The sequence below is a fragment of the Kribbella sp. NPDC002412 genome (assembly GCF_053592935.1).
On record NZ_JBSFBL010000028.1, the window covers coordinates 15,077 to 36,521 of the forward strand.

General features: G+C 69.9%; 20 protein-coding genes and 1 riboswitch. Of the genes, 6 read left to right on the forward strand and 14 right to left on the reverse strand.

Features of this window, described 5'->3' with window-relative positions; translation table 11 throughout:
* Nucleotides 1-18 precede the first annotated feature (18 nt).
* Genes ACWCOV_RS22445 through ACWCOV_RS22465 form a run of 5 tightly spaced genes read right to left on the reverse strand, consistent with a single transcriptional unit; the run spans nucleotide 19 to nucleotide 4,504 of the window.
* Nucleotides 19-1,359 carry an LLM class flavin-dependent oxidoreductase gene (locus tag ACWCOV_RS22445; RefSeq protein WP_449831234.1) on the reverse strand — a complete coding sequence of 447 codons (1,341 nt, stop codon included), beginning with the start codon at nucleotides 1,357-1,359 and terminating at the stop codon, nucleotides 19-21.
* Nucleotides 1,356-2,072: an ABC transporter ATP-binding protein gene (locus tag ACWCOV_RS22450; protein WP_449831235.1), complete on the reverse strand. Its 717-nt coding sequence runs from the start codon at nucleotides 2,070-2,072 to the stop codon at nucleotides 1,356-1,358. The genes ACWCOV_RS22445 and ACWCOV_RS22450 overlap by 4 nt, the downstream gene beginning before the upstream one ends.
* Entirely contained in the window at nucleotides 2,048-2,887 is an 840-nt protein-coding gene (locus tag ACWCOV_RS22455) for an ABC transporter permease (RefSeq protein ID WP_449831236.1), read from the reverse strand. Before ACWCOV_RS22455 ends, ACWCOV_RS22450 begins: the two co-directional genes overlap by 25 nt.
* Complete coding sequence (locus ACWCOV_RS22460; protein ID WP_449831237.1) at nucleotides 2,884-3,945, reverse strand: ABC transporter substrate-binding protein; 1,062 nt, start codon at nucleotides 3,943-3,945, stop codon at nucleotides 2,884-2,886. Before ACWCOV_RS22460 ends, ACWCOV_RS22455 begins: the two co-directional genes overlap by 4 nt.
* Nucleotides 3,938-4,504 (reverse strand): flavin reductase family protein, encoded by a 567-nt coding sequence (locus ACWCOV_RS22465; protein WP_449831238.1) that lies wholly within the window; start codon nucleotides 4,502-4,504, stop codon nucleotides 3,938-3,940. Before ACWCOV_RS22465 ends, ACWCOV_RS22460 begins: the two co-directional genes overlap by 8 nt.
* 285 nt (nucleotides 4,505-4,789) lie before the next feature.
* Here ACWCOV_RS22465 and ACWCOV_RS22470 point away from each other — a divergent pair, with 285 nt between their 5' ends.
* Nucleotides 4,790-5,302 carry an RNA polymerase sigma factor gene (locus ACWCOV_RS22470; RefSeq protein ID WP_449831239.1) on the forward strand — a complete coding sequence of 171 codons (513 nt, stop codon included), beginning with the start codon at nucleotides 4,790-4,792 and terminating at the stop codon, nucleotides 5,300-5,302.
* Nucleotides 5,295-5,861 (forward strand): methylated-DNA--[protein]-cysteine S-methyltransferase, encoded by a 567-nt coding sequence (locus tag ACWCOV_RS22475; protein ID WP_449831240.1) that lies wholly within the window; start codon nucleotides 5,295-5,297, stop codon nucleotides 5,859-5,861. The genes ACWCOV_RS22470 and ACWCOV_RS22475 overlap by 8 nt, the downstream gene beginning before the upstream one ends.
* A gap of 134 nt (nucleotides 5,862-5,995) precedes the next feature.
* Here the strand turns inward: ACWCOV_RS22475 and ACWCOV_RS22480 are convergent, their stop codons facing one another.
* The 7 genes from ACWCOV_RS22480 to ACWCOV_RS22510 form a co-directional block, all read right to left on the reverse strand.
* A complete protein-coding gene (locus ACWCOV_RS22480) occupies nucleotides 5,996-6,676 on the reverse strand; it encodes a class I SAM-dependent methyltransferase (protein WP_449831241.1) in 681 nt (226 codons plus the stop codon).
* A 26-nt stretch (nucleotides 6,677-6,702) separates the two neighbouring features.
* The gene (locus ACWCOV_RS22485) at nucleotides 6,703-8,031 is read right to left on the reverse strand and encodes a purine-cytosine permease family protein (protein ID WP_449831242.1); all 1,329 of its coding nucleotides are present in this window, start codon (nucleotides 8,029-8,031) and stop codon (nucleotides 6,703-6,705) included.
* A riboswitch (TPP riboswitch) is annotated at nucleotides 8,025-8,137 on the reverse strand. (Overlaps the previous gene by 7 nt.)
* 22 nt (nucleotides 8,138-8,159) lie before the next feature.
* Nucleotides 8,160-8,822 (reverse strand): alpha/beta fold hydrolase, encoded by a 663-nt coding sequence (locus tag ACWCOV_RS22490; RefSeq protein WP_449831243.1) that lies wholly within the window; start codon nucleotides 8,820-8,822, stop codon nucleotides 8,160-8,162.
* A complete protein-coding gene (locus tag ACWCOV_RS22495) occupies nucleotides 8,819-9,646 on the reverse strand; it encodes a hypothetical protein (RefSeq protein ID WP_449831244.1) in 828 nt (275 codons plus the stop codon). The genes ACWCOV_RS22490 and ACWCOV_RS22495 overlap by 4 nt, the downstream gene beginning before the upstream one ends.
* 68 nt (nucleotides 9,647-9,714) lie before the next feature.
* A complete protein-coding gene (locus tag ACWCOV_RS22500) occupies nucleotides 9,715-10,572 on the reverse strand; it encodes a DUF3152 domain-containing protein (RefSeq protein ID WP_449831245.1) in 858 nt (285 codons plus the stop codon).
* A 131-nt stretch (nucleotides 10,573-10,703) separates the two neighbouring features.
* Nucleotides 10,704-11,144, reverse strand: coding sequence for a VOC family protein (locus ACWCOV_RS22505; protein ID WP_449831246.1), 441 nt, complete (start codon nucleotides 11,142-11,144; stop codon nucleotides 10,704-10,706).
* 101 nt (nucleotides 11,145-11,245) lie between these two features.
* Nucleotides 11,246-12,439 (reverse strand): ATP-binding protein, encoded by a 1,194-nt coding sequence (locus ACWCOV_RS22510; RefSeq protein ID WP_449831247.1) that lies wholly within the window; start codon nucleotides 12,437-12,439, stop codon nucleotides 11,246-11,248.
* 152 nt (nucleotides 12,440-12,591) lie between these two features.
* On the opposite strand from ACWCOV_RS22510, the gene ACWCOV_RS22515 reads away from it, so the two are divergent.
* Nucleotides 12,592-13,608 (forward strand): GTP pyrophosphokinase, encoded by a 1,017-nt coding sequence (locus tag ACWCOV_RS22515; protein WP_449831248.1) that lies wholly within the window; start codon nucleotides 12,592-12,594, stop codon nucleotides 13,606-13,608.
* Here ACWCOV_RS22515 and ACWCOV_RS22520 read toward each other — a convergent pair.
* A complete protein-coding gene (locus ACWCOV_RS22520) occupies nucleotides 13,595-15,016 on the reverse strand; it encodes an MFS transporter (RefSeq protein WP_449831249.1) in 1,422 nt (473 codons plus the stop codon). The two genes, ACWCOV_RS22515 and ACWCOV_RS22520, sit on opposite strands and share 14 nt — an antisense overlap.
* Nucleotides 15,017-15,161: 145 nt before the next feature.
* On the opposite strand from ACWCOV_RS22520, the gene ACWCOV_RS22525 reads away from it, so the two are divergent.
* Genes ACWCOV_RS22525 through ACWCOV_RS22535 form a run of 3 tightly spaced genes read left to right on the forward strand, consistent with a single transcriptional unit; the run spans nucleotide 15,162 to nucleotide 20,540 of the window.
* Nucleotides 15,162-16,925, forward strand: coding sequence for an ABC transporter transmembrane domain-containing protein (locus ACWCOV_RS22525; protein WP_449831250.1), 1,764 nt, complete (start codon nucleotides 15,162-15,164; stop codon nucleotides 16,923-16,925).
* The gene (locus tag ACWCOV_RS22530) at nucleotides 16,922-18,700 is read left to right on the forward strand and encodes an ABC transporter ATP-binding protein (protein ID WP_449831251.1); all 1,779 of its coding nucleotides are present in this window, start codon (nucleotides 16,922-16,924) and stop codon (nucleotides 18,698-18,700) included. The genes ACWCOV_RS22525 and ACWCOV_RS22530 overlap by 4 nt, the downstream gene beginning before the upstream one ends.
* Nucleotides 18,701-18,758: 58 nt before the next feature.
* A complete protein-coding gene (locus tag ACWCOV_RS22535) occupies nucleotides 18,759-20,540 on the forward strand; it encodes an alpha/beta fold hydrolase (protein ID WP_449831252.1) in 1,782 nt (593 codons plus the stop codon).
* On the opposite strand, the gene ACWCOV_RS22540 is transcribed toward ACWCOV_RS22535, so the two are convergent.
* Nucleotides 20,533-21,438 (reverse strand): S66 peptidase family protein, encoded by a 906-nt coding sequence (locus ACWCOV_RS22540; protein ID WP_449831253.1) that lies wholly within the window; start codon nucleotides 21,436-21,438, stop codon nucleotides 20,533-20,535. The genes ACWCOV_RS22535 and ACWCOV_RS22540 overlap by 8 nt on opposite strands.
* Nucleotides 21,439-21,445: the final 7 nt, after the last annotated feature.

Consider the following 21,445-nt stretch of genomic DNA (forward strand, 5'->3'; position numbering starts at 1 on the left):
CAGGGCCGACCCGGCGCATCAGGCGGTTGCCTCCTGCAACGAGGCGGTGCCGCGCCCGGCGGGGCGGGGGAGACCGTAGTGCTCCCGCAACGTCGTCCCGGTGTACTCGGTCCGGAACAGCCCGCGCTGCTGCAGGATCGGGACGACCTCGTCCACGAAGGCGGTCAGGCCGGACGGCAGTACGGCGGGCATGATGTTGAACCCGTCGGCCGCGTCCGCCTCGAACCAGTCCTGGATCGCGTCCGCGACCTGTTCCGGCGTACCGCTGAAGGTTCGGTGCCCGCGGCCACCCCCCAGCCGGCCGATCAGCTCGCGCACGGTCAGCTTCTCCCGCCGCGCCAGCGTGACGATCAGCGTGTAGCGGCTCTTCGCGCCCTCGATCTCGTCCTCGTCCGGCAGGTCGGCCGGCAGCTGCTGGTCGAACGGGAGGTCTTCCGGCTTGACCCGCAACGTGCGGGCCAGCTGCAGCCGCGCGTACTCGGGCCGGATCAGCTCGTCCAGCTCACGTTCGAGGCGCAACGCCTCCTCGACCGTCCCGCCGATCACCGGCACGATCCCCGGCAGGATCTTGATCGTGTCCGGGTCGCGCCCGAGCGCGGCCGTCCGCGCCTTCAGGTCGCGGTAGAAGTCCTGCGCGTCCTCCAGCGTCTGCTGGGCGGTGAAGACCGCCTCGGCGTACCGGGCGGCCAGCCCCTTCCCGTCCTCCGAGGAGCCGGCCTGGACGATCAGCGGATGGCCCTGCGGCGACCGCGGCAGGTTGAGCGGCCCGCGGACCTGGAAGTGCCGGCCGACGTGGTCGATCGGCACCACGCGGTCGTTCAGCGCCCAGACACCGGCCTTCTTGTCGGCGATCGGAGCGTCGTCCTGCCACGAGTCCCACAGCTTGTAGGCGACCTCGAGGAACTCCGCGGCCCGGTCGTACCGCTCGGCGTGCGCCGGCTGGTCGGCCAGGTTGAAGTTCTTCGCCGCCTCCGGACCCGCGGTGGTGACCACGTTCCAGCCCGCGCGCCCGCCGCTCACGTGGTCCACGCTCGCGAACCGCCGGGCCAGGTTGAACGGCTCGTTGTACGTCGTCGACGCGGTGGCGATCAGCCCGATCCGCGAGGTGACGGCGGCGATCGCGGTGAGCAGCACGGTCGGCTCCAGCGAGCCGGCCGGACGCCGGCCGACGTCCCCGAACAGCACCGGGGAGTCGGCGAAGAAGATCGAGTCGAGCTTCCCGCGCTCGGCGATCCGCGCCAGCTGCTGGTAGTGCGCCACCGACGTGTTCGCGAACGGGTTGCTCTCCGGCAGCCGCCAGGACGCCTCGTGGTGCCCGGTGCTCATCAGGAACGCGTTCAGGTGCAAGTGCTTGCTCACAACGAAACCCCCAATGCATCCAGCAGCCGGCTGCGCACTGCGGAGAACCCCGGATCGGCGGGACTCCGCGGTGCGGTCAGCTCGATCCGCTCCTCCGCGACCAACTTTCCTTCGTCGAGCACGATCACCCGGTCGGCCAGCACGATCGCCTCGTCGACGTCGTGCGTGACCAGCAGTACGGCGGGCTGGTGCGCAGCGCACAGCTTCCGCAGCAGGACGTGCATCTTCAACCGGGTCAGCGCGTCGAGCGCCCCGAACGGCTCGTCCGCGAGCAGCAGCTCCGGCTCACGCACCAGCGACCGCGCCAACGCGACCCGCTGCTGCTCACCGCCGGACAACTCGTTCGGCCACGCCTTCTCTCGTCCGGCCAGCCCGACCTCCGCCAGGCTCTCCCGGCCTCGGTCGTCAGCGGCGCCCAGTCCGAGTACGACGTTGTCCAGCACCCGTGCCCACGGCAACAACCGCGAGTCCTGGAAGACGACGGACACGTTCGCCGGCACGACGAGCTCACCGGACCCGTCGACACCCGAGTCCAGCCCGGCCAGCGCCCGCAGCAGCGTGCTCTTGCCGGAACCGCTCTTCCCGAGCAGCGCCACGAACTCGCCGGGCGCGATGTCCAGATCGACACCGTCCAGGACGGCGCGGTCGTCGTACCGCCGTACCAGGTCGCGGACCTGGACGGCGGCGGTCAGGAGTCCAGCGTGCGGCGCCATGACAGGGCCTTCCTTTGGATCAGGCGGACGGCGCCGTCGGACAGCAGGCCCAGGATGCCGTACAGGACCAGGCCGACGATGATGATGTCGGTCTGCCCGTACGTGCGGGCCAGCTCCATCATGTAGCCGATACCGCTGGTGGAGTTGATCTGCTCGACGACGACCAGCGACAGCCAGGCGCCGGTGACCGCGAACCGCAGGCCGAGCAGGAACCCGGGCAGCGCGCCCGGCAGGACCACCCGGCGGATGAAGTTCCACTGCGACAGCCCCACGGTCTGGGCGAGCTCGACGTACCGGGCGTCGATGGTGCGCAGGCCGTTGTGGGTGTGGATGTAGATCGGCACGAAGACGCCGAGCAGGATGGTGACGATCTTCATCGACTCGCCGATGCCGAGCCACAGGATCAGCAGCGGCAGCAGGGCCAGCGACGGGATCGCCCGCTTGATCTGGATCGGCCCGTCCAGGACCGCCTCGCCGATCCGGGACAGGCCGGAGATCAGCGCGAGTACGACGCCCAGCACGATGCCGAGACCGAGTCCGATGACGGCCCGCTGGGTGGAGGTCCACAGGTTCGACTGCAGGCGGCCGTCGGCGATCAGGTCGCCGGCGGTGGTGACCACGGTCCAGGGCGCCGACAGGACCCGGGGATCCAGCGCGCCGGTGGCCGAGCCGATGCTCCAGATCACCAGCAGCAGGATCGGCCCGAGGACGGCGCCGCCCTTGATCTGCTTCCCCGGTCCGAGCCGGCGACGGCGCACGACAGGAGCCCCGGTCACCTCCTTCGTGCGCAGGCCCGGCAGTGTGGTGGCGCTCATTTGGCGGCTCCCTTGATCGCGTCGGCGGCGACGGTCTGGAAGCGCAGGTCGTAGAGGTCCTTCGCCTGGACCACCGGCTTGCCGGTCTCCTTGGCGAGCAACTCGATCGTCTCCTGCTGACGCTGGATCGCGTCACTCCAGTCGGCGCTGATGTCCGGGTGACCGGCGTTCTCGACCAGCCACTGGCCGTCGGCCTCGGTCAGGCCCTGGTCCTTCACGTAGTACCCCGCGATCCACTCCTTGGGGTGCTTGTCGATCCACTCCTGGGCGACACCCCAGGCAGCGACGTACGCGCGGATCGCGGCAGCCTTGCCCGAGTCCTCGAGCGACTCGGTGGCCACGTACAGGTGACCGGCGTCGTCGCGCAGGCCGTGCTGGATCGTGGTCGCGCCGTCCTTGCCGTACTTGGTCAGGTACCGCTTGATCTGCACACCGCCGATCGGCGCGACCTCGACCTGCTTGCCGGCCAGCGCCTGCGAGTACACGTCACCGGTGCTCGGCAGCTCGACCAGCTTGACGTCCTCCTTGGTCAGCCCGGCCTTCTTCAGCACCTTGAGAACCAGGGCGCCCTGCGCCTGGCCCGGGCTGTAGGCGATCTTCTTGCCACGCAGGTCGGCCAGGGTCTTCACCGTCGTCCCCGGGGCGATGCCGAGCTGGTAGATCGGGTGGTTCAGCGCGTCCTGGCGGAACTTGGAGGCGACGATCTTGACGTGCAGGCCGGTCCAGGTGGCGTGGATCGGCGGGATCTCCGCGACCGAGCCGACGTCGAGCGCCTTGGCCCGGAACGCCTCGGTGGTCTGCGGGCCGCCGCTGAGGTTGGCGAACTGGACGAACTTCGACACCTTGTCGAGCTGGCCGGACAGCTCCAGCGCCTTCTGGGTGGTGGGATCGCCCACGACGATCTTCACGCCGTCCGGGACGGTGCTCGGCAGCGCGGCGTCGAGAGCGAGCTTGGCGCCGCCGCCACCCCCGGCCTGGGCGTCACCACCGCAGCCGGCGACCAGGGCGACGGTGGCGGCTGCGGCGGCGAGTACGGCGAATGTGCGGGACCTAGACATGATGGATGACTGCTTTCGGGTGCGGGGTGGCGGTGGCGTAGCGGCCGTCGTGGTACAGCAACGGCTCGTGCTCACGCCGTTCGGAGTGAGTGGTCAGGCGGGCGACGACCAGGTAGTGGTCGCCGACCGCGAACCGGTGCTCGACCTGGGCGCGCAGGAAGCTCGGCGCCTCGTCCAGCACCGGCTCACCGGTGCGCAGCCGGGACCAGCGGGTCGGCTCGGCGAACCGGTCGATGCCGCTGGTGGCGAACCGGCCGGCGATGGACTGCTGGTCGGCGGACAGGAAGTTGATCACCAGGCTGCCGACCTTGCTGACCGTCGGCCAGCTGGACGCGCTGGTGGCGATGGCGAACGAGACGAGCGGCGGCAGCAGGCTGACCGAGACCAGTGAGGTGGCGGTGAACCCGGCCGGACCGTGGCCGGCGTCCGCCGTGATCACCACGACACCGGCGGCGTGGCGACGGAAGACGGACCGGTAGACGTCGGCGTCGACGGTCCGCTCCTCCAGGCGGTCGGGAACTACGGCCAGGGCAGGACGGTTCAAGGCAGGTACAGACATGTCTCTCCCTCGGAACGGGGCAGGGACGACCGGCTTTCGGGCAGCAGCGACCAGCACAGCCGGGCGGGGTGGGAGGCGGTTCAGACGCCTCGTACGGCGGGAGAACCGCCGGAACAACGGGTCAGGGGGTCACCGACAGGTGGCGCTCGCCGTCCGCAGAAGATCGATGACGCGACGGCGGGTGAGCAAGGTCGTCGTCATGTCAGCAATCTTCGCACTAAAGTCTACTGAGTAACTGCACAATCTCGGGATCCGGACCAACCACCCTCACATCAGCGTCCGGGCATGCGTTCTACTGACGTGATGGCTCCGGAGAAGGTCTCGCTGCCGCCGTTCCAGGCGCTCGTCGACGCGCACTGGCAGGACGTGGCACGGCTGGCGCGTGCGCTGGCCGGGCCGGTCGACGGCGACGACGTGGCCCAGCGCGCCTGGGAGAAGGCCTTCGCCGCCTACCCCGGACTCACCTCGGCGAAGAACCTCCGCAGCTGGCTGCTGACCATCACGGCCCGCTGCGCGACCGACGTACACCGGGCTCGAAGACCACAGAGCCCGCTCGACGAAGCCCCGCCGATCGCGGTCGCCGGCCCCGACGCCGCGGACTGGCCGGACTCCGACCTCTGGCACGCCGTCAACCAGCTACCCGAACGCCAGCGCTTCGCCGTCACGCTCAAGTACGTCGGCGACCTCGACCACCACGGCGTGGCCGCCGCCCTGGACACCACGCCTGCCGCGTCGCGGCGACTCGTCAGCGACGCGCTCGCGACCTTGCGCACCAAACTCGGAGTGAATGATGACTGACCTCGAGAGCCGGCTGGCCCGGCTCACCGCACCTGACCTCAAACCACCGGTCTTCCCGACCGCGGATGTCGCCTACACCCTGCACGACACCCCGATCGGAACCCTGCTGCTCGCGGTCGCCGACGGCCGTGTCGTGGCCAGCTCCTTCGGCGACGAGGAGACCATGACCAACCGCCTCGCCAAGGCCGTGTCCCCGCGCGTACTACGGCAGCCTCGGGCGCTGGACGACGTACGGCGGCAATTGGACGAGTACCTGTCCGGTCGGCGGCACGCGTTCGAGCTGGACGTGGACCTCGCGCTGGCGACGCCGTTCCAGCGACTCGTTCTGGCCGACCTGCCGGCGCACACCAGCTACGGGCGTACGACGACGTACGGCGCGGTCGCCGGAGACATCGACCGGCCGAGCGCGGCCCGCGCGGTCGGCACGGCGTTGGGCGCGAACCCGGTCTGCGTCGTGCTGCCGTGCCACCGGGTGATCGGCGCGAACGGAGCCCTCACCGGGTACGCCGGCGGACTGGACGCGAAACGATTCTTGCTGAATCTCGAAGCAAAAAACTGACTTTTCACGCGCCGGCCAGAAAGCATTTACACTCGAAGAACAAAGGAGCAGATCCCCAGTGTGGAGTGGGGATCTGCTTCTTGTTTTCCCTTGCCTGGAAGGGATCCGGGCCCGGTGCTCAAATTCCTGACGCGTCAGTCATTACCCGGCTGGTGGATCTCCAGGATGAGCCGGCGACGGCCGCCCCAGTCCCGCTTGTAAACCTTGTAGTCCTCGATTCCGGCGGCCGCGCACAAGCGCCCGTAGCTGGCCTCGTCGTGGATGAAGTGCACGCTGCTGGCGCCGAAGTGCTCGGTGGTGACGATCCGGTGCTCCGGTCCCTGGCGCATGCCGTTGGCGATCTCGGCCGCCGTCGCCGGCCCCCACACCGGGCCCTCGATGATGGCCACCCCGCCCGGCTTCAGCACCCGCGAGATCTCGCAGATCGTGGACACCTGCTCGTCCTCGGCGAACAGCTCGTGGAACGCGGTCCACAGGCAGATCACCGCGTCGAACGCGTCCCACTTGTACGGCAGGTCGGTCATCGAGCCGATCGCCCAGTCGATCCGCAGCTCCTCCTCGGCCGCCTTCGCCTTACCGGCCTCGATCAGGTTCGGTGAGATGTCCAGCGCCCGCACCACCTTCCCGGCCCGGCGCAGCGGCAGCGCGATCCGGCCGTACCCGCAGCACAGGTCGAGCACCGACTCACGGCCCTGGAGCAGTTCCTCGACGGCCTTCACGATCGCCGCGTCCCGCTCGGGCGTGGTACGCGCGGCCAGTCCGTCGGCCCCCAGTTCCGCGTACTCGGCCCGGCTGCGCAGTGCGGAGTTCAGCATTGCGCAAGTATCCCGGTTACTCCGGGTCAGTTGTCCAGCGGTCGGCGCCCGATCCGGCCGAGCAGCACCGCGGCCAGCATCGACACGACGATCGAGGTGTACGTCGCCCCCAGCCAGGTCGGCACCGGCTGGTGGTCGAACAGCCACTGCTGCACGTCGGTCCAGAACGGCGACCAGCCCTTCACCGTGCCGGGGTTGACGAGCTGGTAGGCGACGAAGCCGATCAGCCAGGCGACCGCGGGCTGCCAGCGGAAGCGCGCCGTACCGGAGACGTCCCAGTTCATCTTGCTGACCACGAAGAAGTCCGCGATCGCGACCGCGAACAGCGGGATGAAGACCGAGCCGATCAGGTAGAGGAATTGCGTGTAGTTGCCCAGGTCAACCATCAGGGCGAGCCCGGTCGCGAGCACGCCGATCGCGACCGAGATCCACCGCCGGTCGATGTGGCCGACCAGGTTGTGCGCGGCCATCGTGGTCGAGTAGACGTTCGCGTAGGCCTCGTCGACCTCGTCCACCAGCAGCACGAACAGCGCGATCGCACCGGCCGGCAGCGTGACGAGCGCGGTGATCACGTCGGTGCTGTTGGTCCCCAGCGTCGCGACGGCGAACACACCGAGGGAGTAGTACACGATCGCCGCGATCCCGTAGCCCAGCGACGATCCGGCGAAGGCTGCCTTGTTCGTGCGGGAGTGCCGGGTGTAGTCGGCGGCCAGCGGCGCGAACGACACGACCCCGGCGGCGGCCACGTCGACGGCCGGCCAGAAGCCGAAGACGCCGTCCTGCGGGAGATCCTGCACCGGCTTGCTGAGCACCTGCACGAACAGGTACACCGACGCGATCAGCACCAGCCAGACCATGAACTTGCGCAGCACTCTCACGCTGCCGAGCGGCCGGACCGCCATCACCGTCGCGATCACTCCGGCCAGTACGACGAACAACCAGCGCCAGCGTTCACTCGTCACCGCCACCGCCGCCTGCGAGATGACGATGATCTCCATCGTCGCCCAGCCGACGTTCTGCGCGATGTTCAGCACGGTCGGCGCGATCGAACCGCGCCGGCCGAACAGGCCGCGCAGGCACGCCATCGCCGGCGCCCCGGTGTGCGAACCGAACACGGCCGCACCGCCGAGCACCAGCGCACCGATGCCGCAGCCGATCACGACCGCGAGCAGGCCCTGGGCCAACGAGCCCGTGTACGCCGCGACCAGCGCACCGGTCACCGGGCCGAACAGCGAGATGCCGAGGTTCCCCCAGAGGGTGAACTGGTCGAAGAAGCCGAGCGTGCGCGGCGCGTCCGTGGTGAGGACGAGCGGCGCCTCGGTCTGCTTGGCAGGACGAACAGCAGTACTGGTCATGGTGACCCGCTCCCTACGCCGGCATTACCCGGTCAGGTTCAGGCGGTCGGCGACCCGGCGTCGCCCTCTCAGCCCGCGCGTCGTGCGAGCTCCCGCATCGGTTTTGCTACCGCGTCAACGATAGCGCTTCATGGCTGACCCGGCGCATTCGCTGCCCGCTGGATGAGAGCGGCCAGCTCCGGGCCGTTGGTCAGCACCGGCATATGGGAGCCGGTCGGCAAGGTCCGGGCTTCACCGTGGGTGAGCGCGGCGAGCCGCTCGACCCACTCGGCCGGGCACAGCTGGTCATGCCGGCAGCGCACGAGCACCACCGGCGCCCGCACCCGGGTGATGACTGCGGGCAGGTCGTGGCGCCGGGCCGCTTCTGCCGCCCGGGCGATCGAGCGGAAGGTCGTCTGCGCGTACTGCGGAGCAAGGACTGGAATCAGCCGGGGGGATTCTGGGATCGTCGAGCCGAGCCAGCGGGTCACGAGGCCCAGCCAGCTCACCGTGCCCGCATCTCCGGTCGGCCCGATCAGGACCAGGGCGTGGACGAGTTCCGGATGGGCGACTGCGGTCTCGACGACGATCTGCGCACCGGCCGAGTGCCCGACGAGCACCGACCGTTCCCGGATCTTGTCGGCGACCGCCGTACCCAGGGCTTGTGGTCGCAGGTCGTCGCCGGGCCCGGCGGGTTCGCCGTACCCGGGCAGCGTGACGATCCGGTACGGCGTGGTGAGGTGCTCGATTGTGGGTGCGTACGACTTGGCCCCGAGGCCGAGGCCCGGGACCAGGACGATCGGGATGCTCACTCCCAGGGCGGACGAGCCGGCGCGGCCTGGACGACCGGGCTGGACACGTCCGGCTTCAGCTCGCGGTAGCCGAGAAGGAAGCCGGCGGCAAGGATCAGCAGGCCGATCCCGCCCCAGCCGTACGCCGTGGGCAGCCGGTCCAGCGAGTCGTCGATGGCGCCCATGCCGGTCGACAGCACCATCCCCGCCCAGATCAGGAGCGGCACCAGCGACACCCCGACCAGGAGCAGGCCGCCCAGCTCGGGCGGCTCGATGTCGCGGCCGACCTTGCGGCGGGCAAGCACGTCCCGCGTCCACATGACGATCGCGGCCGCGCCGACCAGAAGCAGCAGCAACTGGCCGATCGTGTCGATGACGTCCGTGCGGAGCGGGTGGTTCAGCGGGGAGCCGGGAGCCTGGGAGATCTCGCGCAGGGCGACCCGCTGGACCGAGAGGACGAGCAGGCCGTAGACGGCGGCGATGATCGTGGCCAGCAGCACGACCCGTGCCGCGCGCGGATCACGCGGTGCGACCGGGAGCTCACGGCCGTACTGCGGCAGCTCGTGCTGCTGTGGATGCGCCGCGGTGCCGTAGGGGCTGCCGGGGCGGTAGTTCGGCGGTTGCGTGTACGCGCCGGGCGGTGCCTGTGGCGGCGGGGCGCCGTACTGACCGGGTGGGGAGCCGTAGGGCTGCGGCTGGGCGTAGTGGTCCGGCTGCTGCTGGCCGGGAGGCGGGGCGCCGTAGCTGCTGCCGCCGTACGGCGTCGGCGGGGCGTAGTGGTGCTCCTCGGCCGGCTGCTCCGGTTGCTCACCGCGGCCGTACGTCGGGAAATCCTGTGACGACATCGCTGCTGCCTCCCCTCGGACCCAGCCTCTCACGAACGAGGGTTTCGCTCAGGTCACCCGAGGTTTGCTCAGGTGGCCTTGATCGTCGGCCAGGCGTTCGGCAGACAGCCGGCGAGGCCCTTGGTCTGCTGCATCATCACCGGCGCCGGCGTCTTCGCCTTGCCGCAGGTGGAGTGACCGTGGCCGAGCGCGTGGCCGACCTCGTGGTTGACCAGGTAGTTGCGGTAGAGCGCGACGTTCCCGGAGTACGCCGGGATCGCGTACATCCAGCGCTTCGCGTTCAGCACGACCCGGTCCTCGACCCGGCAGGACACCTCACCGCCGGTGTCGAGCGGCAGGCACAGCTTGTCGGTCAGCGTCGGTGTCGCCAGGATGATCCGCAGGTCGGCGTCCACCTTGTCGGTCCGCTCGAAGTTCACCGGGTGGATCGCCTGCCACCCGCGCGCATCGGTCAGCGTCTTGTGGATGATCTGCGCGACCGCGGCGCCGTTGACCGACAGCCCTTGCTCGATCTCCACCCGGTAGGTCAGCTTGTCGCGGACCCCGCTCGCCTTGTCGAACCCCGGCACGACGGCCAGCTTGCCGCTGGACACCGAGTAGTTCGGCTTCGACCCCTTGGGCGGCCGCGTCAACGTCGGCGCCGGACGCTGCGGCGTCGTGAACTTCTGCGTCGGCGTCGCCACCGGAGTAGGCGTCACCACACTCACCGGCATCTCGGTCGCCGAGGCAGCCACTCCCGCCGCCACCTCAGCCGCCAGACTGCGCTGATTCGTCGCGTCCGGATGCGCCACGACCACAGTCCCCAGCACCGCCAGAGCAGTCACCGAAAACCACTGCGCCTTGTACGACTTCTTCCGGCTGTGCCGCCCGGCCCGCCGCGTCCGCACAGGCGCATCCGCACGCCGTCCGGTCCGCGGTCTCGTCATGACGATTCACCCTACCCACCCTCTCCACTCTCCCGAAACCCCAGCTCCGTGCCATCAGCCACAAACGATCCGAAGGGAGCGGGCCGGCGGTCGGTTCTGGCCGGCGAAAGCGGCGTCCCAGCCGGGGCGTGTCAGCTGTCGCGCTCCGAGGCGAGGGCGATGATGACGCCTTGCGGTCCGCGCAGGTAGCAGAAGAACAGCGAGGGCTGGTACTCCTCGATGGTGCCGACCAGCTCGCCGCCGTGCGCCTTCAGCCGGTCGACGGTGTCGTGGACGTCGTCGACCACGAACATCAGGTTCCGGAGGCCGAGCGTGTTCGGCGGCGCGGACGGCTCGAGGGTCGACGCGAGCGGCGTGCGGTACGTCGTCAGCTCGAGCTGCCCGTGTCCGTCGGGCGTCCGGAGGAACGAGATGTCCGCCACCACCCCCGGAAGTCCGGACACACCCTCCACCCAGTCTCCGGACACCGTGGTCTCACCGACGAGCTCCATACCGAGCTCGAGGTAGAACGCCTTCGCCGCCGCGAGGTCCTCCACCACGACACCGATGTGGTCCATCCGCTTGATCGCCATCCCGAGATCCTCCTCCGCTAGTGGTTCCTTTGCCCGAAGGACGAGGCCGCCGCGGCGTTCTCTACATCCCTCATTCAGGAAGTTCGGCGTGCACGCGGGGTTCAGGCGGTTCGGGTTCGGAGGAATTTGCCGAAGTGGGGGACGGTGAAGGCTACGGTGCCGCGTTCGGCGGAGAAGACGAGGCCTTTCTTGATGAGGCCGTCGCGGGCGGGGGAGAGGGACTGGGGCTTGCGGTTGAGGGTGCTGGCGACTTCGGCGGTGGGGACGGAGCCGTCGCCGACGCCGATGCCGAGCTCGGCCATGGCGCGCATGTACTCGCGTTCGGCGGGCGTCGCGCGTTCGTAGCGGGAGCCGAAGAAGCCGACGGTGAGCTCGGCGGAGGCTTCGGGGGCGGCGACGGCGACGTCCTTGATGGTGATCGGGGAGGTCGGGGCGTGGTCCCAGGTGGCGTGCGCGAAGGCCTGGACGAAGTACGGGTAGCCGTCGGTCTGGGCGTACAGCTCGTCGAGCGCCTCCTCGTCGTACCGGACGCCCTCGCTCTCGGCCGGGATCATCAGCGCGCGGTCGCACGCCTCGCGCGCCAGCCGGTCGACGCGGATATAGCGGAAGAGCCGCTCCGAGTACGACTTGCTGGCCGACAGTACGGCGGGCAGATGCGGCAGGCCCGCCCCGACGACGACCAGCGGCGCGCTCTGCTGCGAGATCTCGTGACAAGCGGCGCACAACGCGGACAGGTCGTCGGCAGAGATGTCCTGCATCTCGTCGATGAACAGCCCGACCCCGACGGACAGGTCGCCGGCCAGGTCGGCCGCGTCGGAGAACAGCTCGATCAGGTCCATCTCCAGGTCGCCCGAGTCGGCCCGCCCCTTCGCCGCGGCCACCTCGACCGGCGGGTGCCACCGGATCCCTTTCCGGTCCTGAGCCCCGGTCCGCAGCGCGAAGGCCTTCAGTACGGCGCTGAACTCGTCGACCCGCTCGTCGTCGCGGTGCCGGTGCCCGAGCTCGCGCATCGCGGTGTGGATCGCCTGCGCGATCGGCAGCCGGATGCTCTGGTCCGGCCGGGCCTCGATCTTCCCGGTGCCCCAGGCCCGCTTGATCGCCTGGCTCCGCAAGGTGTTCAGCAGCACCGTCTTACCCACACCCCGGAGCCCGCTGAGCACCAGGCTCCGCTCCGGCCTGCCTGCCGCGACCCGCTCGAGGACCACCTCGAACTGCCGCACCTCGGTGTCGCGTCCGGCCAGCTCAGGCGGCCGCTGACCGGCGCCGGGCGCATAGGGATTCCGGATCGGATCCATGCATTTCACTGTATGACCGCGTCTAGCGTTTTCCTTAGATTTCGGTAGCGAGCGGGAGAGCGTGTCGTGTCAGCGTTGTCTACAGCTTTCTAGTGTCAGGACTAGATTCCGCTAGACGCGCCTAGGCCCGCCAAGACCACTAGGGTGCGGCCATGGTTGGGGAGTGGGCCCGGCAGGCGGCGGGCCTGTACGAGCGGGTGCATCAGCAGTACGTCGGGGGTGCCCGGAAGCTGGAGTCGCTGATCAACGAGCTGATCGGCGAGGAGGAGGGCATCAACTACCTGACGGCCACGGCCCGGGCGAAGGACCCGGAGTCGTTCCTGGCGAAGGCGTCGAAACCGCACCCGGACGACCCGGCGCGGCCGAAGTACGACGACCCGCTGAACCAGATCACCGACCTGGTCGCGGCCCGGGTGATCACCTTCCTGGTCGAGGCGGTGGACCGGGTCTGCGAGGTGATCGAGGCCGAGTTCGAGATCGTCGAGCACACCGACATGGGCGCGCACACCCGGGCGCAGGGCGTGTTCGGGTACGCGAGCAAGCACTACCTGGTCCGGCTGAACCCGCACCGCCGGGAGCTGCCGGAGTACGCCGTACTGAAGAACCTGACGATGGAGATCCAGGTGCGTACGGCGGTCCAGCACGCGTGGGCCGAGTTCGAGCACGACATCCGGTACAAGCTGGACATCCCGCCGGACCGCAAGCCGGAGTTCGACCGGCGGTTCCTGCTGGCGGCGGCGCTGATGGAGCTGGCGGACAACGAGTTCACCGAGATCGACCGGCTGTACCGCGAGCTGGCGGCGACCCAGCCGGACAAGACGCCGCGCGACCTGACCACCGCGACGCTGACGACGTACCTGACCCGGCGCTACCCGGACGCGCCGCACGCGAAGACCAACCACTACGCCTGGATCCTCAGCGTGCTCGCGCGGCTCGGCGTGACCACCGAGGAGCAACTGACCGACCTGCTCGCCGGTATCGACAGCTCCGCCGTGCAGGCCGCGATGACCCACCGCTTCCCGGCCGGAACGGTACGGCGGCTCGACGACGACCTCCTGGCCGCGAAAGGCACGGCGTACGTCGACCTGTTCCCCGACGAGGAGCGCCGCCAGAAGATCCTCCGCGGTCGCCTGAAGGCCCTCGCCCGCGCCGGCATCACCGAGCCCTGACGAGGTCCTCAGCGACGGAAGCAGCGGTACGGCGTGCCCACCCGCCGGTCGTGATCAGGCCGAGCACGAGGACGAGCAGCCCGCAGCCGGCGATGATGTACCAGCACAACTGGGCAGCGTCGACGAACCCGCTCTCCAGCGGACCCACCAGCCGCGCGGTCAGCACGGTCCCGACGATCGCGACGCCCAGCGAGACGCCGACCTGGCGACTGGTCGACGCGATCGCGGCCGCGACACCGGCCTGGGATCGCGGCATCCCGGACACCGCGGCGTTCGTGATCGGCGCGTTCAGCATCCCGAACCCGAGCCCGAAGACGAGATAGCCGCCCAGCAACATCAGCGTCGGCGTATCGACGGTGAGCCGTGACAACAGCAGCCCGGATGCGCCGAGCATGCTCCCGGCAACCACGAGCGGCAGCCGCGGCCCGCGATGCCCGACCAGCCAGCCGGACAGCGGAGCGAACACCACCGTCATCGCCGCCATCGGCAACGTCAGCAACCCGGCGTGCAACGCCGAGAAGCCGCGCACCGACTGCAGGTACAAGGAGTTCAGGAACAGGAACCCGGACAGCGCCGAGAACCCCGCGACCGCGATCAGCGTCGCCCCCGAGAACGGCGCGCTCCGGAAGAATCGCGGCTCCAGCAACGGCTCCTCCCGCCGCCGCTCGTAGGCCACCAGACACACGAGAGACACGAGCGCGAGCGCGAAGCACCCGATGATCAGCGGCGACGTCCACCCGGCCCGCTGCCCCTCGATGATCCCGTACGTCACTCCGCCGAGCAGCAGCACGACCAGCACCTGCCCGACCGGATCGATCCGCCGCGGCACCGCGGCCCGCGACTCCGGCACGAACAGAACGGTCAGCAGTACGGCGACCGACGCCACCGGCACGTTGATCCAGAAGATCGACGGCCAGCCCGCCGCGTCGACCAGCGCGCCGCCGGCAACGGGCCCGACCGCCATCGAAAGCCCGACCACGCCACCCCAGACCCCGATCGCCTGCGCACGCTCGCGCGGATCGGTGAACGTGTTGGTGATGATCGACATCGCGACCGGGTTGAGCATGGAACCGCCGACCGCCTGCAGCATCCGGAACGCGATCAGCAGGTCGACGGTCGGCGCGAACGCGCACAGCAGCGACCCGATCCCGAACAGCACGAGCCCGGCCTGGAACGTCCGCCGGCGACCGATCCGGTCCGCGGTCGAGCCGGAGACCATCAGCAGGCTCGCGAGCACCAGCGTGTACGCGTCGATGGTCCACTGCAGCTTGGAGACGTCCGCGTCCAGATCGGCCCGGATCGCCGGCAGCGCGAGGTTCACGATGGTGGAGTCCAGCCCGACGATGAAGAGGCTGAAGCAGCAGATGCCGAGGATCAGCAGCCGTCGCCTGCGCGTCAGTTCCTCCACCCGGCTCCCTCTCATCGGCGTACTTGAAGACTGTACTACCGGCTCGAAAACCCTTTGACGGACTGTCGGCGGGCCCGCCTAGGCTTGATCCATTCGCCTGGTCAGGTGCCTTCTTCAACCCTCCTATGCCTTCTTGTGAGACGTCATGTCGCTGCGCCTCATTCCGTTCGCCGACCCGGGTGTGCCGGACACCCGGTCCGGCCTCCGACTCATTCTCTGGCTGGAGCACCAGCAGCTGCGCGGTCAAGCGATCGCGCTGTTCTGGGGTCTCCTCTACTTCGGCGGCATCGCCGCCGCTCCGGTCGCCGTCGGCCTGGCCGTCCAGGCCGTGATCGACCTGTCCTGGCCCAAGCTGTTCCTGGCGGGCGGCCTGCTGCTCGCCTTCGGCGCCGCCAAAGCCGGCGCCGACTCGTACTTCCACCGCGCCGTGGTGACCAACTGGATCAGTACGGCGTCGCGCCTGCAGCAACTGCTGTTCCGCAAGGCCGCGGAGCTCGGGTCGCTGCTGACCCGGCGGATCGCCGCCGGCGAGGTGGTCGCCGTGAGCAGCGGCGACGTGGAGAAGATCGGCTGGTTCGTCGAGGTGCTCGGCCGGTTCGCGGCCGCGCTGCTGACCTGTTTCGCCGTGGTCATCGGGCTGCTCCTCTACGAACCGCAGCTCGGTCTGGTGGTGGCCGTCGCCGTACCGGTGCTGGCGTTCTCGATCGTGCCGTTGATGGGTCCCGCGGAGCGTCGCGCGGACGCGCAGCGGGCCAAGGGCGGCCGGGCCACCGAGCTGGCCGCCGACACCGTCGCCGGGCTGCGCGTGCTGCGTGGCATCGGTGGCGAGCAGCTGTTCCTGGACCGCTACCGCTCGGCCTCGCAGGAGTACCGGGCCAGCGCAGTCCGCAGTGCCCGGATGTGGTCGCTGATCGCGGCTCTCCAGGTGCTGATGTTCGGGCTGTTCCTGGTCATCATCGTATGGATGGGTGTCCGGCTGGTGCTGTCGGGCCGGATCTCGGTCGGCGAGCTTGTCACGACGTACGGGTTCATCACCTTCATGCTGGTGCCGCTGCACACGTTCGAGGAGACGGCGAGCGCGTTCATCTTCTCCAAGGTGTCGGCGCGCCGGGCCGCGCGAGTGCTGTCGCTGCAGCGGACCGACGAGACCAAGGGCACCGCCGCGGCCCAGTTGCCGGAAGGCGACCTGCTCGACCCGGTCTCCGGGCTGCACGTGCCGGCTGGGAGCTTCACTGCGGTCGTCTGCGGTGACCCGGACGCAGGTGGTCGTCTGGCCGACCGGCTGGGTGGACACAGCCCGGCTGCCGAGGACGACGAGGCTTCGGTGCTGCTCGACGGTGTCGCGCTGGACGACATTCCGCTGGAGTCCGCGCGAAGCGTCGTGCTGGTGCAGGACAAGGACCCGGTGCTGCTGTCCGGGACCGTGCGCGAGCTGTTCGACGTGCCGGCGAGTGGGGCGGTGTCTCCAGAGACAGCGCTCGACGCAGCGCAGTGCGCGGACATTCTCGACGTACTGCGGCAGACGCTGCCGGCCGGTGAGACGGACGCGATGCAGGCCGTGCTGACCGAGCGCGGGCGGTCCCTGTCCGGTGGTCAGCGGCAGCGTGTGGCCTTGGCCCGTTCGCTGTACGTCGACCCGCAGGTGCTGGTGCTGGACGAGCCGACCAGTGCGGTCGACGCGCACACCGAGGCGCGGATCGCAGACGGTCTCCGGCTGCTGCGAGCCGCCCGGACCACTGTGGTGTTCACCTCCAGCCCGCTGATGCTGGACCGCGCGGAGCGGGTCGTGTTCGTGCCGGACGGCCGGGTCGATGCCGTCGGCACCCACCACGAGCTGGTGCACACCAACCCGCGCTACCGCGCGGTGGTCACCCGTGAAGAAGAGCCAACTCTCGAGGAGACGGCGTGAAGCGCCCCGAGTACGACCCGGCAGCGCCGCAGGAGGCGGCGCGACTGCCGGTAGCGGGTAGCGCCACCGTGCGCGCCTACCTGAAGACACTGTTCCGCCGGCATCGCCGCGCGTTCGCCTGGCTGACCCTGGTGAACGCGACGGCGGCGCTGAGCGGCATGGTCGGGCCCTGGCTGCTCGGCAACGTGGTCGAGAAGCTGTCCCGCGGCGAGCGCGACGTCGACCTGCCGTACGTCGTGATCGGCTTCGTCATCGCGCTCGCGGTGCAGACGGTGTTCGTCCGGCTGACCAGGCTGCGCGGCGCCGTACTGGGTGAGGAGATGCTTGCGGACCTGCGCGAGGACTTCCTGATCCGGGCGGTCGGCCTGCCGCCAGGCGTACTGGAGCGCGCCGGGACGGGTGACCTGCTGTCCCGGATCACCACCGACATCGACCGGCTCTCGCACGCGATGCGGGACGCCGTGCCGCAGCTGACCATCGCGATCATCTGGGCGTCGTTGCTGATCGGCGCGTTGATCGTCACCGCGCCGGAGCTGGCGGTGGCGGTCGTGATCGCGGCGCCGATCCTGATCATCGGCGGCCGCTGGTACTTCCGCCGGGCGCCTGCGGCGTACCGGTCGGAGGCTGCCGGGTACGCCGCGGTGGCCTCGGCGCTGGCCGAGACCGTCGACGCCGGCCGGACCGTGGAGTCGCACCGGCTGGGCCGTCGCCGGATCGCGCTGGGCGACACCCGGATCGGCCAGTGGGTGGCGTGGGAGCGGTACACGCTCTACCTGCGGATGGTCCTGTTCCCGGTGATCAACATGACCCACACGGTCGCGCTGGCGGCGGTGCTGGTGATCGGTGGCGGCTTCGCCATCCAGGGCTGGCTGACCGTCGGCGCGCTCACCACGGGCGCGCTGTACATCCAGATGCTGGTCGAGCCGGTCAACATGATGATCCGCTGGTACGACGAGCTCCAGGTCGCGCAGGTGTCACTGGCGCGACTGGTCGGAGTGCGTGAGGTCGAGGCGGCCGAGTCCGGTGAGCAGGACGAGCCGGAAGGCCGGACCGTCCTCGCGGACGACGTGCGGTTCGGCTACCTGGAGGGCCGGGACGTGCTGCACGGTGTCACGCTGACTGTGCAGCCGGGGGCCCGGGTTGCGCTCGTGGGCCCTTCTGGCGCAGGGAAATCGACGCTCGGCCGGTTGCTGGCCGGCATCTACTCGCCGCGGGTCGGTGACATCACCTTGGGTGGCGCCGCCCTAGACAAGATGTCGGCAGAGCAGGTCCGGAGCCACGTTGCCCTGGTCAACCAGGAGCACCACGTGTTCGTGGGCAGCGTCCGGGACAACCTGCGGCTGGCGCGGTCGGACGCGTCGGACGCCGACCTGTGGGCGGCGTTGCGCTCGGTCGACGCCGATGGCTGGGTCGCCGGCTTCGACAACGGGCTCGACACCGAGGTGGGCTCCGGCGGGATCTCGCTGACGCCCGCACAGGCCCAGCAGGTCGCGCTCGCCCGGCTGGTGCTCGCGGACCCGCACACGCTGGTCCTGGACGAGGCGACCTCGTTGATGGACCCGCGGGCCGCTCGTCACCTGGAGCGGTCGCTGGCCAGCGTGCTGGAGGGCCGGACCGTGGTGGCGATCGCCCACCGCCTGCACACCGCGCACGACGCGGACGTGATCGCGGTGGTCGAGGACGGCAAGATCGTCGAGCTGGGCGGCCACGACGAGCTGGTCGGCGCCCAGGGGCCCTACGCCGCACTCTGGCACTCCTGGCACGGCGACCGCTGACACACGGTGGGGCAGACCACGAGGGTCTGCCCCACCAACTCGTGTGAGGATTGAAGGTGTGCTGCTGACGACTTTGCTCGCGCTGCCCACCGCTCTGGCTCTCGACGTGAACGACGAGGGCGGCCTGCTGGTTCTCTACGACGAGACCGGCACCCGTGAGGTCAACGAGGTGACACCCGACGGCACCTGGCGGGCGCTCACCGACCTGGGCGAAACCTGCCGGAACGCACGCTTCGTCCCCGGCAGCCGCCAAGTGGTCGTCCAGCACGACACCGGCGGCGACGAACGCGGCCAGCTGTCGCTCGTCGACCTGGACGACCGGACCCTGACGCCCCTCGTCCACGACCCGGCGTTCAAGCACAACCTGGTCCAGGCGACCGGCGGCCGCGTGCTGTTCACCACCAACCGCCGCAACGGCGTCGACTTCGACCTCGTCTCCCATGACCTCGCGACCGGTGCGGAGTCTGTGCTGTACGACGGTGGCGGCTGGGCGATGGCGGTCGACGCGTCCCCGGACGGCAAGTGGGTCGTGCTGTCCCTGGCCAGCGCACCGGCCAACTCGGTGCAACTGCTGCTCGTCGACACGACGACCCGAGCAGTCAGCGAGCTGACGGCGCCCGACGCTCACAACGACCAAAAGGTGGTGTCCTGGCTGCCCGGCTCGTCCGGCTTCGTCGTGGCGAGCGACGCCGACCGAGACCGGATGGCGCTCCGGCAGTACGACGTCGCCGACCGGACCTGGTCGGACCTGCTGGTCGACGACGAGCACGACCTAGCCGGCTGGGTGTGTCCCGACGGCGAGCATCTACTCGTCGCGACGATCGACGACGGCCTGGTCCCGCTGGCGCTGCACAAGCTGGAGGACGGCGCGCTGGTCGCACCACTCGACCTGCCCCCACTCGGCTGTGGCGCGCGGGCGGTCATGCTGCCGGACCCGGTCTGGTCTCCCGACGGCACGTACGCCCTGATCACCTACCACTCGCCGATCGAACCGCCCACGGTCTACCGCTACACCCTGGCGACCGGTGAGGTCGTCGCGATGCGGCCACCGGCGACGCCTGAGGTCCCCGCCGAGCTGACGCACCCCGAGAGTCACCGCGTGCCGTCGTTCGACGGCGAGCACGTCCCAGTCTTCGTCTACCGGCCGACCGGTCCCGACCTCGGCTCGACGGTCATCCACATCCACGGCGGTCCCGAGGGTGCAGCCATGCGCGGCTGGGTCCCGGTGGTCTCCGGACTCGCCGCGGCCGGCCACACCGTCGTCGTACCCAATGTCCGGGGGTCGGCGGCGTACGGGAAGCGCTGGTACTCGCTGGACGATCGCGAGCTGCGGCTGGACTCGGTGAAGGATTTGGCCGCGATCCACGCCTGGCTGCCGTCGATCGGCTGTGATCCGTCCCGGGCAGCGCTGTGGGGTGGCTCGTACGGCGGCTACATGGTGCTGGCGGGGTTGGCGTTCCAGCCGTCGTTGTGGGCGGCCGGTGTGGACATCGTGGGGATTGCGTCGCTGGTGACCTTCTTGGAGAACACGTCGGACTACCGGCGAGCGACGCGGGAGCGCGAGTACGGCTACCTTGCGACCGACCGGGAGTTCCTGGAGGCGGCGAGCCCGTTGAGCCGGGTCGACGACCTGCGGGCACCGCTGCTCGTCATCCACGGCGCCAACGACCCGCGCGTGCCGCTCTCAGAGGCCGAGCAGATCACCGCTGCGCTGACGGCTCGCGGTGTACCGTGCCAGCTCCTCGTCTACCCCGACGAGGGCCACGGCCTGGCCAAGCTGACGAACAAGATCGACGGCTACACGCAAGCCCTGGCGTTCCTCCGCGAGCACCTCAGCTGAGTCGCTCGAGCGTCCCCGCGGTCGCGTCCAGCCGCACCGGCAGTCCCAGCGGTACGGCGAGGTTCAAGTCCTCGTGCCCGATCGCAGCACCCTCTACCATCGGCAGACCGAGCGGCTCGAGCCGATCGTGGACCACTGCACTGACCAGTCCGGAGTCGTCGGCACCACTGAAGTCGCCGACGACCACACCGGTGACCTCAGCGAACCAGTCGGCCCGCAGCAGCTGGGTCAGCAGCCGGTCCACCCGGTACGCGTCCTCGCTGACGTCCTCCATGACCACGACCCCGGTCGGTGGCGCGTAGGTCGGCGTACCGACACTGGCCGCGAGCAGCGCCAGGTTGCCGCCACGCAGCGGACCCTCCGCGACGCCACCGACCACAGTCCGCGCGCCCGCGGGTGCGAGCAGGTCCGTGACGCTCTCCGGCTCGAACAGCAGGTCGTGCAGCCGCTGCCGACCCACCTCCGACCCGAGCTGCTCAACCGCCGCAGCCATCGGTCCGTGGATGGTGACCAGCCCGCGTGCGTTGAGCGGCTCGTGCAGCGCAGTGATGTCACTGAACCCGATGAACCACTTCGGTAATGCGGCCAGCTCGTCGAAGTCGACGTACTCGAGCATGCGCTGCACGCCGTACCCGCCGCGGGCGCAGAACACCGCCGCGAAGCTGGAGTCCAGCCAGGCGTTCCGCAGGTCCTCGGCCCGTGCCTTGTCGTCCGCAGCGAGGTAGCTCAGCTTCTCGTGCCCCGCCAGCACCGACGGCAGCACCTCGACCTCGAGCCCCCACGCCTTCAGGTGTTCGACCCCCACCTCCAGCCGCTCTGCCCGCACCGGCCCCGACGGCGCAACCACCGCCACCCGATCCCCAGCCGACAACCGCCCCGGCACCCTCGCGTCAATCACGCCGTGA